The 15,154-nt window shown below is 56.7% G+C and carries 12 protein-coding genes; 7 read left to right on the top strand and 5 right to left on the bottom strand.

Translation table 11 applies throughout. The features are described from left to right. Positions 1-236: 236 nt before the first annotated feature. Positions 237-1,142, top strand: a complete 906-nt coding sequence (locus LQ945_RS18980; RefSeq protein ID WP_262239409.1) for an SPFH domain-containing protein — start codon at positions 237-239, stop codon at positions 1,140-1,142. 2 nt (positions 1,143-1,144) lie between these two features. Next, on the top strand, positions 1,145-1,606 hold the full coding sequence (locus LQ945_RS18975) for an NfeD family protein (RefSeq protein WP_270101477.1): 462 nt from the start codon (positions 1,145-1,147) through the stop codon (positions 1,604-1,606). Here the strand turns inward: LQ945_RS18975 and cueR are convergent. Continuing rightward, positions 1,603-2,004, bottom strand: coding sequence for a Cu(I)-responsive transcriptional regulator (gene cueR, locus LQ945_RS18970; protein ID WP_020825549.1), 402 nt, complete (start codon positions 2,002-2,004; stop codon positions 1,603-1,605). The genes LQ945_RS18975 and cueR overlap by 4 nt on opposite strands. A 107-nt stretch (positions 2,005-2,111) precedes the next feature. Here cueR and copA point away from each other — a divergent pair, with 107 nt between their 5' ends. From copA to ybaK, 3 genes are all read left to right on the top strand, one after another. Further along, on the top strand, positions 2,112-4,832 hold the full coding sequence (copA, locus tag LQ945_RS18965; RefSeq protein ID WP_270101476.1) for a copper-exporting P-type ATPase CopA: 2,721 nt from the start codon (positions 2,112-2,114) through the stop codon (positions 4,830-4,832). Positions 4,833-4,991: 159 nt separating this feature from the next. Continuing rightward, the gene (locus LQ945_RS18960; protein WP_182821829.1) at positions 4,992-5,795 is read left to right on the top strand and encodes a TraB/GumN family protein; all 804 of its coding nucleotides are present in this window, start codon (positions 4,992-4,994) and stop codon (positions 5,793-5,795) included. A gap of 225 nt (positions 5,796-6,020) precedes the next feature. Next, a complete protein-coding gene (ybaK, locus tag LQ945_RS18955; protein WP_037417850.1) occupies positions 6,021-6,500 on the top strand; it encodes a Cys-tRNA(Pro)/Cys-tRNA(Cys) deacylase YbaK in 480 nt (159 codons plus the stop codon). Positions 6,501-6,549: 49 nt separating this feature from the next. Here the strand turns inward: ybaK and LQ945_RS18950 are convergent, their stop codons facing one another. Both LQ945_RS18950 and ushA read right to left on the bottom strand, forming a co-directional pair. Next, positions 6,550-7,290, bottom strand: coding sequence for a methyltransferase family protein (locus LQ945_RS18950; RefSeq protein ID WP_270101475.1), 741 nt, complete (start codon positions 7,288-7,290; stop codon positions 6,550-6,552). Between the two features lie 235 nt (positions 7,291-7,525). Then, on the bottom strand, positions 7,526-9,178 hold the full coding sequence (ushA, locus tag LQ945_RS18945; protein ID WP_270101474.1) for a bifunctional UDP-sugar hydrolase/5'-nucleotidase UshA: 1,653 nt from the start codon (positions 9,176-9,178) through the stop codon (positions 7,526-7,528). 179 nt (positions 9,179-9,357) lie between these two features. Here ushA and LQ945_RS18940 point away from each other — a divergent pair, with 179 nt between their 5' ends. Both LQ945_RS18940 and ybaL read left to right on the top strand, forming a co-directional pair. Then, positions 9,358-10,578, top strand: a complete 1,221-nt coding sequence (locus LQ945_RS18940; RefSeq protein ID WP_270101473.1) for an MFS transporter — start codon at positions 9,358-9,360, stop codon at positions 10,576-10,578. Between the two features lie 244 nt (positions 10,579-10,822). Beyond that, the gene (ybaL, locus tag LQ945_RS18935) at positions 10,823-12,514 is read left to right on the top strand and encodes a YbaL family putative K(+) efflux transporter (RefSeq protein ID WP_044548741.1); all 1,692 of its coding nucleotides are present in this window, start codon (positions 10,823-10,825) and stop codon (positions 12,512-12,514) included. A gap of 197 nt (positions 12,515-12,711) precedes the next feature. Here ybaL and LQ945_RS18930 read toward each other — a convergent pair whose 3' ends face one another. Further along, a complete protein-coding gene (locus tag LQ945_RS18930; protein WP_182821823.1) occupies positions 12,712-14,016 on the bottom strand; it encodes an inosine/guanosine kinase in 1,305 nt (434 codons plus the stop codon). A gap of 91 nt (positions 14,017-14,107) precedes the next feature. Further along, entirely contained in the window at positions 14,108-15,070 is a 963-nt protein-coding gene (gene hemH / locus LQ945_RS18925) for a ferrochelatase (protein WP_182821821.1), read from the bottom strand. Between the last annotated feature and the right edge of the window lie 84 nt (positions 15,071-15,154).

The raw sequence follows: 15,154 nt of genomic DNA, 5'->3' as shown, positions 1-15,154 counted from the left end.
CCTTGGCGCAAGATGTCATTTCAAAAAGCATAGTCGCAAATATAAATGACAAATATTTGAAGTGAAAAACGGCGATGCTTTTTACTCTAGCCAAGGCGGACAACGTCATGAAATGAATTAAAATTATTGGAAACATGCCAATTTGGAATGTTAAGGGGCCGGCAGTCCTGATTTAGTCGTTTTTACTGCGCCGCTAGCGTAATATTCGTTTACATATGTCTGACAGGAGGTTTGCCATGTTTACCCTTATTCCCATCGTGATTGTCGTCGCGCTGATCATCGTATTTGCCGGCGTCAAAATTGTCCCGCAGGGGTTCCAATGGACGGTGGAACGCTTCGGCCGCTACACCAAAACGCTGATGCCCGGCTTAAACCTGGTGGTGCCCTTTATGGACCGCATCGGCAGAAAAATCAATATGATGGAACAGGTTCTGGATATTCCATCGCAGGAAATCATCTCGCGCGATAACGCCAATGTGGCCATCGATGCCGTCTGTTTTATCCAGGTAGTGGATCCAGCCCGTGCCGCCTATGAGGTCAGCAACCTGGAGCTGGCCATCGTCAATTTGACCATGACCAACTTCCGTACCGTACTCGGCTCGATGGAGCTGGACGAAATCCTCTCGCAGCGTGACAGCATCAACAGCCGCCTGCTGCACATTGTCGACGAAGCCACCAACCCCTGGGGCATTAAAATCACCCGTATCGAGATCCGCGATGTCCGCCCACCGGCTGAACTGATTGCGTCAATGAACGCCCAGATGAAGGCCGAGCGAACCAAGCGCGCCGATATTCTGGAAGCCGAAGGGGTGCGCCAGGCCGCCATCCTGCGTGCCGAAGGGGACAAGCAGTCGCAAATCCTCAAGGCGGAAGGTGAACGTCAGTCGGCGTTCCTGCAGGCGGAAGCCCGTGAACGTGCCGCGGAAGCCGAAGCCCGTGCGACTCAACTGGTTTCCGATGCTATCGCCAGCGGCAATATCCAGGCGGTGAACTACTTTGTGGCGCAGAAATACACCGATGCGCTGCAGAAGATCGGCTCGGCCAACAACAGTAAAGTCATCATGATGCCGCTGGATGCCAGCAGCCTGCTCGGTTCAATTGGTGGCATTGCCGAGCTGTTGAAAGACACCAAAGGCAAGTAATCATGCTCGAGCAAATTGCAGCAAACCCGCACTGGTTCTGGCTCTCCCTTGGCGGATTACTGCTGGCGGCCGAAATGCTTGGCGCCAGCGGTTACCTGTTATGGAGCGGCGTATCCGCGGTGGTGGTCGGCGCGATCGTCTGGCTGTTGCCGCAGATGGCCTGGGAATGGCAGGGGGTGATTTTCGCCGTACTGACCGTGGTGGTGGCTTACCTGTGGTGGTATTGGCTGCGCCAACGTCCGGCGGCAGCCTCCAGCGGTTCGCAGGTGCTGAACCAGCGCAACCGCCAACTGATTGGCACCCGCGCCACGCTGACGGAACCCATGCACAACGGCATGGGGCGCATTAACATTGGCGACAGCAGTTGGCGCGCGCAGGCCAGTGAAGATCTGACGGTGGGCACCGAGGTGGAAGTGATCGCCGTCGAAGGCATAACGCTGGTGATCCGCGCCGTTACCCGTTAGTGATTGTGGCAACACCCTGCCAGGTTATTGATGATTGGGCATTCTGCCCCGTCATCACCCGGGCACTGATCTGCCAGCGCCAGTAAACGCTGGCGCATCTCACCCAACTCGGCGATGTGCTTTTCAATGTCCGCCACTTTTTGCAGCGTGCGGGCTTTCACATCGGCGCTGTGACGGGCCGGATCGTTGAACAACGCCACCAGTTCGCCGCATTCGTCCAGGTTAAACCCCACCTGCCGCGCCTGACGCAGCAACGTCAGTTCTTCAATGTGCTTCGGGCTGTAGCTGCGGTAGCCGTTATCGGTGCGGATCGGCGCGGTCACCAGGCCTTTCTCTTCATAGAAGCGGATTGCCTTGCTGGTTAAACCGGTTTTTTTCGCCACGTCGCTGATATTCATTTATCCCCCTTGACCTTCCCCTTGCTGGAAGGTTTAGACTCCATTCTTAGTGAAAATAGGCTAAGCGGTCAACCTTTAAACACCGCACTTGAGCGAGGAATCGAATCATGTCACAGACCACAGTGCTGGCATTGCAGGGGCTTACCTGCATGAACTGCGCGCAGCGGGTGAAAAAAGCCCTGGAAAGCCGCAACGATGTCGAACAGGCAGAGGTCAATGTCCACTATGCCAAGGTCACTGGCGAGGCGCCGAGCCAAGCACTGATCGACAGCGTGATCGCTGCCGGCTACCAGGCCGCCGTGGCGCAGCAGGCAGATACCGAGCTGCAGTTGAACGGCCTGAGCTGCATGCATTGCGCCGCCAGCACCCGCAAAGCGCTGGAAGCGGTGCCGGGAGTCATTGCCGCCGACGTCAGTATCGACAGCGCCAAGGTTTACGGCGACGCCGCTCCCGAGGCGTTGATTGCCGCAGTTGAAGACGCGGGTTATCACGCCAGCCTTGCCGGAGCCGCTACCTCCCCAAAAACTGAGCCGTTGACTGAATCAGTCCCTGTATTGCCGGAAACCCAGGCAACGGCCTCGTCTCCCCTTCCGGCAACCTCTCATGGCGATGATGATGACAGCGTGCAGCTTTTGCTCAGTGGCATGAGCTGCGCCAGCTGCGTCAGTAAAGTGCAAAATGCGCTACAGAGCGTATCCGGTGTAGATCAGGCACGCGTTAATCTGGCGGAGCGCAGCGCACTGATCACCGGCAGCGCCGATCCACAAGCGCTGGTCGCGGCGGTCGAGAAAGCCGGTTACGGCGCGGAAATGATCCAGGACGAAACCGAACGTCGCGAGCGCCAACAGCAAACTGCCCAGGCCAACATGAAGCGTTTCCGCTGGCAGGCCGCGCTTGGCCTGGCGCTGGGCATCCCGCTGATGGCCTGGGGGCTGTTGGGTGGCAGCATGTCGCTGACGCCGGAAACCCAGCGACCGTGGCTGCTGGTCGGCCTGCTCACGCTGGCGGTGATGGTGTTCGCCGGCGGGCATTTCTATCGTAACGCCTGGCGCGCGCTGATGAACGGCAGCGCCACCATGGACACCCTGGTCGCACTTGGCACCGGTGCCGCCTGGCTGTACTCAATCAGCGTCAACCTGTGGCCGGATTTCTTCCCCATGGCGGCGCGGCATCTGTACTACGAAGCCAGCGCAATGATTATCGGTCTGATAAACCTGGGCCATGCGCTGGAGCAACGCGCTCGCCAACGCTCATCACAGGCGCTGGAGCGGCTGTTGGATCTGACTCCGCCGACCGCGCGCCTGGTCACCGACGACGGCGAGAAAAGCATCCCGCTGGCGCAGGTGCAGCTCGGCATGACGCTGCGGCTGACGACCGGCGATCGCATCCCGGTAGACGGCGAGATAGTCCAGGGTGAAGTCTGGCTAGATGAAGCGATGCTGACCGGCGAGGCGGTGCCGCAACAAAAAGGCGTTGGCGATACCGTGCATGCCGGTACGGTGGTGGATGACGGCAGCGTACTGTTCCGCGCAGGCGCTATCGGCAGCAAAACTACGCTGGCGCGCATCATCAAACTGGTGCGTCAGGCGCAGAGCAGCAAACCGGAGATCGGCAAGCTGGCGGATCGCATTTCTGCGGTATTCGTCCCAACGGTGGTGGCCATCGCCCTGTTCAGCGCCGCAATCTGGTATTTCTTCGGCCCGCAGCCGCAGCTGGTTTATACGCTGGTGATCGCCACCACGGTTTTGATCATCGCCTGCCCTTGCGCGCTGGGTTTGGCGACGCCGATGTCGATCATCTCCGGAGTGGGTCGCGCTGCCGAGTTTGGCGTGCTGGTCCGTGATGCCGATGCCTTGCAGCAGGCAAGCCAACTCGACACCCTGGTGTTTGATAAAACCGGCACCCTGACCGAAGGTCAGCCGCGGGTGGTGGAAATCCTCACGTTTAACCAGGTGAGCGAGCAGCAGGCGCTGCGCTGGGCTGCCGCATTGGAACAGGGTGCCAGCCACCCGCTGGCCCGTGCCATCGTTGATCACGCCGGTGGACAAGCGCTGCCGCAGGTTGAACAGTTCCGTACCCTGCGCGGTGCAGGCGTCAGCGGCGAAGTGGACGGCATGAAGTTGCTACTGGGCAATGCTGCGTTGTTGCAACAACATCAGGTAGCCACCGCCGAGCTGGACACACAGATGCAGCAACAGGCAGAGCGCGGCATTACGCCGGTGCTGCTGGCCGTCGAAGGTAAACCGGCCGCACTGTTCGCCATCCGCGATCCGCTGCGCGGCGACAGCGTTGAAGCGCTACAGCGCTTGCACCGTCAGGGTTATCAGTTGGTGATGTTAACCGGCGATAACCCGGTGACCGCCAACGCCATTGCCAAAGAAGCCGGTATAGACCGGGTAATTGCCGGCGTGCTGCCGGAGGGCAAAGCCGAGGCGATCAAGCAGTTGCAGGCGCAAGGTCACCGCGTAGCTATGGTTGGCGATGGCATCAACGACGCTCCGGCGCTGGCGCAGGCCGATGTCGGCATCGCCATGGGAGGCGGCAGCGATATCGCCATTGAGACTGCCGCCATCACCCTGATGCGCCACAGTCTGAACGGCGTCGCCGATGCGCTTGAGCTGTCTAAAGCCACATTGCGTAATATGAAGCAGAACCTGCTCGGGGCCTTTGTTTACAACACGCTCGGCATTCCTATTGCCGCCGGGGTGCTGTATCCGTTGACCGGCACCCTGCTCAGCCCAGTGGTGGCAGGCGCCGCAATGGCCCTGTCCTCCATTACCGTGGTCAGTAACGCCAACCGACTGCTGCGTTTTAAACCCAAACGCTAAATACCCAAGGGGCGCAAATCATTGCGCCCCGTTTTCTTTGGGATAATTCCTTCACTCTTCAGGCTTTCTTGTCCGGCGGATAGCGTTTAGCATGGGGAAGGGTTTCGCCCCCTCACCTGTCACCCCAAAAGTGAACACGTTATTCAGGAGCCACGCTGTATGGGTCAACTGTTACGCCGCATCGCCGCCTTTCTCGGCCTGATATCCCCGATGACTTACGCCTACCCGGCGCTGGATATTCGGCTGCCCGGCGATCGTCAGTTCCATCTGGTGGGCAGCATCCATATGGGCACGGTAGATATGTCGCCGCTGCCGGCCAAACTGGCGGCACGCCTGAAGCAGGCGGATGCCCTGATTGTCGAAGCCGACATCACCGGCTCCGCCTCGCCCTTTGACCACATCGAACAGCAACCGGAACTTGAACAGCGGCTCTCCGAGTCGGAATTTCAGCAATTGCTGACGCTGTGCCAGGAACTGGGCGCCGACGCCGACAGTTTTTCAACCCTGCCCGGCTGGCAGGTGGCGTTGATGATGCAGGCCCGCCAGGCGCAGCGATTGGGATTACGCGCCGAATACGGCGTCGATTACCAGCTGTTGCAGGCGGCGAGGGTCCAGCATAAAAAAGTGATTGAACTGGAAGGGGCACAACAGCAGATGAGCCTGCTGGAGCAGTTACCGGAGGGCGGCATGGCGTTGCTGCGCGATACGCTGGAGCACTGGCACACCAACGCACGCTTGCTGCAAACCATGGTGAGCTGGTGGCTGGACGCAAAACCCAGCGGTATGCTCGAAACCTTGCCCGCCACTTTCAGCGCCGATCTGTACGATGTGCTGATGCATCAGCGCAACCGCGACTGGCAACAAAAGCTGGAGGCCTTACCGCCAGGTAACTACGTGGTGGCGGTCGGCGCACTGCATCTGTACGGCGAGGACAATTTGCCGACGATGCTGCAGGCGCAGTAAAAAAGTGGCCAATATCGCTACTGGCCAGTCAAAGAGGAATTTCTTGTATTTTAGTTATACGCATAGCAACCGTGTTAACGGTTACAACAGACAGGGTAGCAACCCAGTGAACATCTTGGCAACCCGCTTTACGCGCCTGCCACCCAGGTTGCTGTTACCGTTATATTTTTGTAATTTTGTTGCATCCGTTTGCAACCTCCCGCTGAACGGGAAAGAGGAAAACACATGACGCCCGCAGTGATCCTGCTCGAGAAACAAAAAGTCGCTTTTACCCTTCACCCTTATCATCACGACAGCGCGGAGACCAACTTCGGCGATGAGGCGGTGAAAAAACTGGGGCTGGATGCCGACCGCGTTTATAAAACGCTGCTGGTAGCATTGAACGGCGACGCCAAACATCTGGCGGTAGCGGTCACGCCGGTAGCCACTCAGCTGGATCTGAAAAAGGTCGCCCGCGCGCTCGGAGCCAAAAAAGCAGAGATGGCCGATCCGATGCTGGCACAGCGCGTCACCGGTTATCTGGTTGGCGGCATCAGCCCGCTGGGGCAAAAAAAGCGGCTGCCAACGGTGATCGACAGCCCGGCCCAGCAGTTCGCCACCATTTACGTCTCCGGCGGTAAACGCGGGCTGGACATCGAACTGGCGGCACAAGATCTTTGCCGGTTGCTGGCCGGCAGCTTTGCCGATATCGCCAAGCGCGACTGAAAAACCATCAATACGCGGCCGGCGCCCTAGCATCGGCCGCGGGATATCATTACTCCACCGGCTTATTACGCCCCCTCATTCGTGGCAACAACATTGGAACCTGTCGGCAATACTGCTGATAATCCTGCCCCAGCGCTTTAACCAGGCTGCGCTCTTCAAAATATACGCCCACCAAAATATATAATGTCATTCCAGAATTAAATAACAGGCGCCCAGTGGTCATCTCGGGAGTGAACCAAAAGGCCAATAACATTCCCGTCATCATGGGATGCCTCGTCAGTCGGTAAAATCCTCTGACCTGAAAAGGCAAGTCGGTATATTGCCGCTCTCTCCACTGCAACCAGGATTGTCGCAAGCCAAATAAGTCGGTGTGGCTGATCATGCAGGTTGAAGCAAAGACCACTAACCAGCCCAGTACGCTGATGCCGTTAAGTCCCCATGCGGCGACACTTTCCGGCGGCAACCGCCACAAGGCACCCGGCAGTGGCTGCCACATGAGCGCCAGCAATGCCAACAACAAACCGGCAATCAATACATAGGTACTTCTTTCCAGCGCCGGGGACAACGCCAAACGAACCTTGAACCTTTCATGGGCCATCACCGAGTGCACCAGGCCAAACAGCAGGAGTAAACCGGCATTCACCAGCCAGGGCCACATACTGCCCTCCCCTACGATGGCGACCATATTTCTTAGTCCCCAGCCGTTAAGCAACAAAATAAGCAAAATAAAACCGACCAATCCGCCTAAATAGCCGAATACGCCATATAAAAGTATCATTGTCCTGTGCATTTATTTTCCTTTTTAATCACGATAATTTCGCTGAGTTTTTCCCCCTGGAAAATTATGATTTAAGAAAAATAAAATCATTAACCCTAAAGGTATAGACAAAGAAAATAGAAATACAACTATGCAAGACAAGGAAAACAATATTGAAATTAATAATATTAGAGTGCTTTTATTCAGAGGCCTGGCACTGCGGGGGAAGATAAACGGCGGCTTTTAACCGGTAAAAGCCGCCGGAAGATTACTGATAAACAATCTCACCCTTCGGCTCATAGGCCGCGGCGTCCAACGGAGAGTGCTTCTCGATGTATTGCTTCAGCACTTCAGCATCGATAAAACCGGTGTTGACGTAGCTTGGCAGAGTGTCCAGCTTCGGATAGCCGTCGCCGCCCAGCGCATTGAAGTTCAAGGTCGCCATACGGTAGATTTTATCCGCCTGCAGCGGTTCACCCTTGATTTTGACGTTGCTGACGCCCTTGCCGTCCGCCGTCAGGCTAACGTTGGCAAATTGCGCATAGGCACCGGAATCCACCTTCATATTGGCCACTACCGCCAGGTATTTTTCCACGTCGCTGCCTTTCATCTCGACGTAGACCAGCGTGTTGCCGAACGGCTGCACTTTCAGCACGTTTTTGTAGGTGATATCGCCGCCCTCAATCGAGTCACGTACCCCGCCCCCGCTCATCACCGCGAAGTCCGCCTCGGCACGTTCCATCTGCGCTGCCAACAAGACGCGCGACAGGTTGGTCTGCACGAAGCGCACCTTGCTGCGATCGCCTTCCAGCTTGCCGTTCACGCTGCCAATCTTGACGTCCAACTGCGCCTTGCCCTTTTCCTGGAACGGTGTCAGCAGCTTCATCATTGAAGCGTCTTCCGCGATCTGCTGAGTGTAATAGACGCGCTCGCTGGTACCGTCGGCTTTTTCCACCTTCTTCTTCAGGTTGACCGGGATCAGTTGATAATGCACCAGCTTGAGTTCGCCATTACGGAACTGGAAATCGGCACGCCCCACGTACTTGCCCCACTCGTGCGCCTGCACGATCCAGATTCCGTTCTGCCGATCCGGCGAGCACGGCGTGCCCGGCACATAATCCACCTGTTTGTGATTCTCGCCGGCCATACAGACCGGATCCTGCGAATGGCCACCGACGATCATGTCCAGGTAGCCGGCAGGCAGGCTGCGCGCCATCTCTACATCACCCGGCGCGTTGGAGCCGTGATTGCCGTCATCGTAATGGCCCATGTGCGTTGCGGCGATGATCACGTCCGGCTTTTCGTCCTTACGCAATTGCTCCACCACCTGTTTGGCTTCCTGTGCCGGGACGCGGAACTCGATATCGGTAAAATATTCCGGGTTGCCAATCTTGGCCGTGTCATCCGTCGTCAGGCCGATGACCGCAATCTTGATCCCCTGCTTGTCAAACAAGGCATAGGGCTTGAACAAACGCTGCTGGGTGCTTTTTTGATAAATGTTGGCCGACAGCAGCGGGAAAGTGGCCCATTTTTCCTGCTGGCGCAGCACGCTGAGCGGGTTGTCGAATTCATGGTTGCCGATCGCCATTGCGTCGTAACCCACCAGATTCATACCGCGAAAATCCGGCTCGGCATCTTGCAGATCGGATTCCGGCACGCCGGTATTAATGTCGCCGCCCGACAGCAGCAGCAGGCTACCGCCCTGCGCCGCAACTTCTTGACGGATGCTGTCCACCAGCGTTTTCTGTGCGCCCAAACCATATTCGCCATGATCGTTCTGCCAGAAATGACCGTGATGATCGTTGGTGTGCAGAATGGTGATGTCGTAGGTCTTATCCTTTTCCCAGGCGTTGGCGGCTCCCGACAGAAAAGTCAGGGATACGGCCAGAGCGCATGCGGTGGTTTTTAACGAAAAGCGCATGGCGGAGCTCCATATGATCATTAACGTTTTTTTGAGATGGCCGAAATTGTAGCGCGAAACAAAGGCCTTTGATTTCAAATTTTTGCGATGTGCGTCAAATTATGTCGGATATGGCAAATATTGAGCAAGTTGCTAAGATATCTGCTCTGTCCTCTAAAACTTACCAGGCTAATAATAAAATGACCGACCGTAGCGATACTGCCATGCCACCGGCCAAGGGCAGCGCGGTTAAAGGGACTGCATTCTCGATTCTCGGGGCCATCAGCGTCTCTCACCTGCTTAACGACATGATTCAATCGCTGATCCTGGCGATTTACCCGATCCTGCAGGCTGACTTCAGCCTCAGCTTCGTGCAAATCGGCATGATTACTCTGACCTATCAGCTCACGGCGTCCTTATTGCAGCCGCTAATCGGGCACTACACGGATAAGCACCCGCAGCCCTATTCGCTGCCGATCGGCATGGGCTTTACCCTGTGCGGACTGCTGCTGCTGTCGGTAGCCAATACTTTCCCGCTGGTGTTGCTGGCGGCGGCGCTGGTCGGCACCGGTTCCTCGGTATTCCACCCTGAATCCTCCCGTGTCGCACGTATGGCCTCCGGCGGGCGACACGGCCTGGCGCAGTCGCTGTTCCAGGTCGGCGGTAACTTTGGCAGCTCCCTCGGCCCCCTGTTGGCGGCACTGATTATTGCGCCTTATGGCAAAGGTAACGTGGCCTGGTTCTCACTGGCCGCGCTGCTGGCTATCGTGGTGTTACTGCAAGTCAGCAAGTGGTACCAGCAACAGCACCGGGCAACAAAAGGTCAGCCAAAAGCCGCCTCAATGATGAAACCGCTGCCAAAACGTACCGTAACCTATGCTCTCGGCATCCTGTTGATACTGATTTTCTCCAAATACTTCTACCTGGCGAGCATTAGCAGCTATTACACCTTCTATTTGATACATAAGTTCGGCGTTTCGGTGCAGAACGCGCAACTTCACCTGTTTGCCTTCCTGTTTGCCGTAGCGGCCGGAACCATTATCGGCGGGCCTCTGGGCGACAAGATAGGTCGTAAATATGTTATTTGGGGCTCAATACTGGGCGCAGCTCCTTTCACGCTGGTTTTACCCTACGCTTCTCTCTACTGGACCGGCATTTTAACCGTCATTATAGGGGTAATTCTCGCTTCGGCCTTTTCGGCCATTCTGGTTTACGCGCAGGAGCTGATACCGGGAAAAGTGGGCATGGTTTCCGGTTTATTCTTCGGTTTTGCTTTTGGTATGGGGGGATTAGGCGCAGCTGTTCTTGGTTATGTCGCAGATTTGACCAGTATCGAATTGGTCTACCAAATCTGTGCTTTCTTGCCACTGATCGGCATTATCACCGCATTACTGCCTAATATGGACCATAACTCGCAATAACCCTGATGTAACCCGGCTGAACCAATATGCTCAGTCGGGTTATCTCCCGCACAAACCAATGTTATTTGACTTATTTAGTGTTAAATCCCCTTACTGCCCCCCCCAAAGCGGAATCCTCTGCTTTTTCGCAAAAAAGCTCAATTTAGCTAAGCAAGGCACGAACAAATGCAATAAACTAAATGTATCTTTTCGTAACTTTGTTGCGTTTCCCCTCTGCTGCCATGCATAGCTAGAAGGAGTCTGGATGCATAATTCAACACCGCTAATCACCACCATTGTCGGAGGGTTAGTACTTGCCTTCCTCCTCGGTATGCTGGCGAATCGCCTGCGCATCTCACCGCTGGTGGGGTACCTTGCCGCAGGCGTGCTCGCCGGCCCTTTTACCCCCGGTTTTGTTGCCGACACCTCGCTGGCACCGGAACTGGCGGAAATCGGCGTGATCCTGTTGATGTTCGGTGTTGGCCTCCATTTCTCGCTTAAAGACCTCCTCGCAGTAAAACACATCGCCATTCCCGGCGCCGTAGCCCAGATTGCCGTCGCTACCCTGCTGGGTATGGGGCTGTCAAAGCTGCTCGGCTGGGATTTGATTTCCGGGCTGGTGTTCGGGCTCTGTCTGTCGACCGCCAGTACCGTGGTACTGCTACGTGCGCTGGAGGAACGCCAGCTGATCGATAGCCAGCGCGGGCAAATCGCCATCGGCTGGCTGATCGTGGAAGACCTGGCGATGGTGCTGACGCTGGTGCTGCTGCCCGCGTTCGGCAACATGATGGGCAATGACAACGCCAGCAGCAGCCAGTTGCTGATAGAACTGGCAATGACCATCGGTAAAGTCATCGCCTTTATCGCGCTGATGATTGTGGTAGGCCGCCGGCTGGTGCCGTGGATCCTGGCGAAAACCGCCAGTACCGGCTCGCGCGAGCTGTTTACCCTGGCCGTGCTGGCCCTGGCGCTCGGCATCGCCTATGGCGCGGTAAAGCTGTTCGACGTTTCCTTTGCGCTGGGAGCCTTCTTCGCCGGTATGGTACTGAACGAGTCGGAGCTGAGCCACCGGGCGGCCCACGATACCTTACCGCTGCGCGATGCCTTCGCCGTGCTGTTCTTTGTTTCGGTCGGCATGCTGTTTGATCCGATGATCCTGATCAACGAGCCGCTGGCGGTGCTGGCAACGCTGGCGATTATCGTGTTCGGCAAATCGGCGGCGGCGTTCCTGCTGGTGAAAATGTTCGGCCACTCCAAACGCACCGCGCTGACCATTTCCGCCAGCCTGGCGCAGATCGGCGAGTTCGCCTTCATTCTGGCCGGCCTTGGCATCACGCTGGGCATGATGTCGGAGCACGGCCGCAATCTGGTGCTGGCCGGGGCTATCTTGTCGATTATGTTGAATCCGTTGCTGTTCACGCTGCTCGAGCGTTATCTGGCCAAAACCGAAACCATCGAAGACCAGATAATGGAAGAAGCGGTGGAAGAAGAGAAACAGATCCCGGTCGATATGTGCAACCACGCGCTGGTGGTCGGCTATGGCCGCGTCGGCAGCCTGCTGGGGGCCAAGTTGGCCGAAGCCGGTATTCCACTGGTGGTGATCGAAAACTCCCGCCCACGGGTTGAGGCTCTGCGCGAGCAAGGCATCAAAACGGTGCTGGGCAACGCCGCCAATCCTGAAGTCATGGATCTGGCGCGGCTCGACTGTGCACGCTGGCTGTTGCTGACCATCCCCAACGGTTACGAGGCCGGTGAAATCGTGGCCTCGGCACGTACCAAGCGGCCGAACATCGAGATTATCGCCCGGGCGCACTACGATGACGAGGTGTCGTATATCTCCGATCGCGGCGCGAATCAGGTGGTGATGGGCGAGCGAGAAATCGCCAACAGCATGCTGAATATCCTCAAACTGGATACGCTGACCGACGAAGAGAAAATGGGTGGCTGCCCGATTTGATCGGCCATTCGATGTAAAAAAGGTCCGGCTTGCCGGACCTTAGTCTGATGGCAAACACCCGAAAAACGTGGTTTTCGGATGTTTGGGGTAAATCAGAAAACATTATCCTTTGTTTTTATTAGTTCCCAGATCGGAACTTTTAACTGCAAAGGACTTTGTCAGCAATCTGAGGTCCGGCTTGCCGGACCTTTCGCTTTTTACCGTTCCCAGTAAGACTCTTCCAGACTGTCTTCCCGTTCCGGCAGGCCGCGCGTCAGGCGTGGAGAATGCTGGTTCAGCACCTGATAGCTGACGCGGTTGGCGTATTTACACACCTGCGCCAGCGAGGAATAGGTCAGATAGCTGCGAACATGCTTGCTGGAGTTAGGCACGTTATTGCGGTGATAACCGTTGGCGGCGATATCATGCAGCAACGCCGACAGTGCACCATCGCCGGCGCCGTTGGTGTTCATGATTTTCTCCGGCCCGCCCATGTAGGGCGCGATGTGCGAATAGATGCGGAACGGGTTTTCACAGCTTTCGCGGCGCATGGCGCGGCTGAACTCATAGCGGTTGAATTCGGCAATATGCCCCGGCAGCAGCGGATGCTGGGTTTCCCGCTTATTCGACTCTTCGGTATAGCCCGCCATATACAGGCCGTTTGGCCCGGCGGTGCACAGTACCAGATCCACCCATTCAAGCGCCATGTCAGAGGCAGTCAACGGATCGCTCAATCCGGTCAATTCCAGCGCTTCATCTTCGTTCATCGCCAGGATCGACACGTGTTGTTTCAGGAAGTCGCGCCACCATTGCGGGTTATCGGCAATCACGTACTTGGTGCCCAGCGTCAGTACCACCGGCACGTCGTGCTTTTTGGCAAACTCGATGGCCTGCATGGTGGCAGCCGGCATCGGCTCCCCTTCCTTGCAGCGCACCAAATATGACGTCAGTACCAGCGCCGACGCGCCGGCAATCACCTCTTCCTTCACGCTTTCCGGCCGCAGTTGGTTCATTTGACCGGGGCTGATGGCAAAGGTCCGTTCACCGCTTTCGCCGATCAGCGTAAAGCAGCGGCCAATAGCACCGTCAACCGCCTGCAGGTGGTTAAGATCGGTACGGCTGGAGGTGTTGCACAGATAGCGATAGGCGTAGCTGCCAATCTTGATATTGCTGCACATCACGCCGAGCAGAACGGAACGGTCGTCCGCCAGCACGGAATAGTTGTGCAGGGTATTGCCGATGGTGCCGCCGGCAAACTGATGGGTGATCAGATTATTGTCGATCAATTCCTGATACAGCGCCTCGGCGACGTCATCCTCAATCACCAGGGAGTGCCCCAGGCTCAGGCCGTAACGCTGGACGAAGGCATCGTCCACTTTGGCTTCGATATCCACCAGCGTCTGGTCGATGCCGACGACATAGGAGGTGCTGATTTCATTTTCAGGCTGAGCCTGCTGCAAGAGCGGATCGCGGGCGTTCACCGGAAAATAGTGTTTGGACTTACGTTTACCAGGAAATTTCATTTAATTGGCGGCAGTGGCAGTTAACAGGCAGAGAATGTTAGCACATTCCTGCCCGATTGATGATGACTGTCACTATTTTGCGCTCTGAGGATCAGAGGTGCTGCGCCACCAGTTGCTGCATCATGTCAATGTGCGCCGGCTCGTCGTTCAGAGCCGAAATATACTCAAACTTTTCGCCGCCGGCCTCGAGGAAGATCTCGCGGTTTTGCTCTTTGATTTCTTCCAGCGTTTCCAGGCAGTCTGCCGAGAAACCGGGACAGATAAGCTGAATATGTTTAACGCCTTGTGCAGGCAGGCCTTTGAGGGTTTCGTCGGTATACGGCGTCAGCCAGGGCTCACGACCAAAACGCGACTGGTAGGTCATCATGACTCGATCCGGCGCCAGCGGTAAGGTTTCGGTCAAGGCACGTAACGTGTCTTCGCAGCGCTGCGGATAATCGTCGCCGAGGCGCGCATAGCGCTTGGGAATACCGTGGAATGACAGCACCAGCCGGTCCGGTTGACCATGCTCGGCAAACGAACGCTCGACGCTTTGGCGCAATGCGGCGATGTAGGCCGGGTGTTCGGCATAGTCGCGGATAAAGCTGATCGACGGCAGGCGGCGATAGCCTTTCAATATCCGGGCCACGCCATCCCACACGGCAGCACTGGTTGAACAAGAATATTGCGGGTACAACGGCAGCACCACCAGATTGGTCACCCCCTGCGCCAGCAGCTTGTCTATCGCCTCAGCCAGGCTTGGAGAGCCGTAGCTCATGCCCAATTCGACCGGCGTGTTCGGCATGCGGGCAGCCAACGCGCGTTGCTGACGGCGGCTGTAGACCAGCAGTGGAGAACCTTCATCCATCCATACCGACTGATACAGCTTGGCAACCCGCGGCGAACGGATTGGCAGGATCACGCCATTGAGGATCGGCCACCAGATCAATGGGGCTGTATCCACTACGCGGTCGTCACTGAGGAATTCCTTCAGATAGCGTTTTACCGCCGACGAGGTAGGAGCATCCGGCGTACCCAGGTTCACCAGCAATACCCCGTGTTTCTCTTGCTTCATCTCAGTTCCCCTTGATTCCTTGCAAGCTAACCCCCTGTTCTGGGTCAGGGGGTTAACGTCGATTAATGGCGCCTATTGTAACGG

It is taken from the genome of Serratia liquefaciens (assembly GCF_027594825.1).
Taxonomy (GTDB): domain Bacteria; phylum Pseudomonadota; class Gammaproteobacteria; order Enterobacterales; family Enterobacteriaceae; genus Serratia; species Serratia liquefaciens_A.
This window is presented reverse-complemented; position numbering and strand designations above follow the sequence as displayed.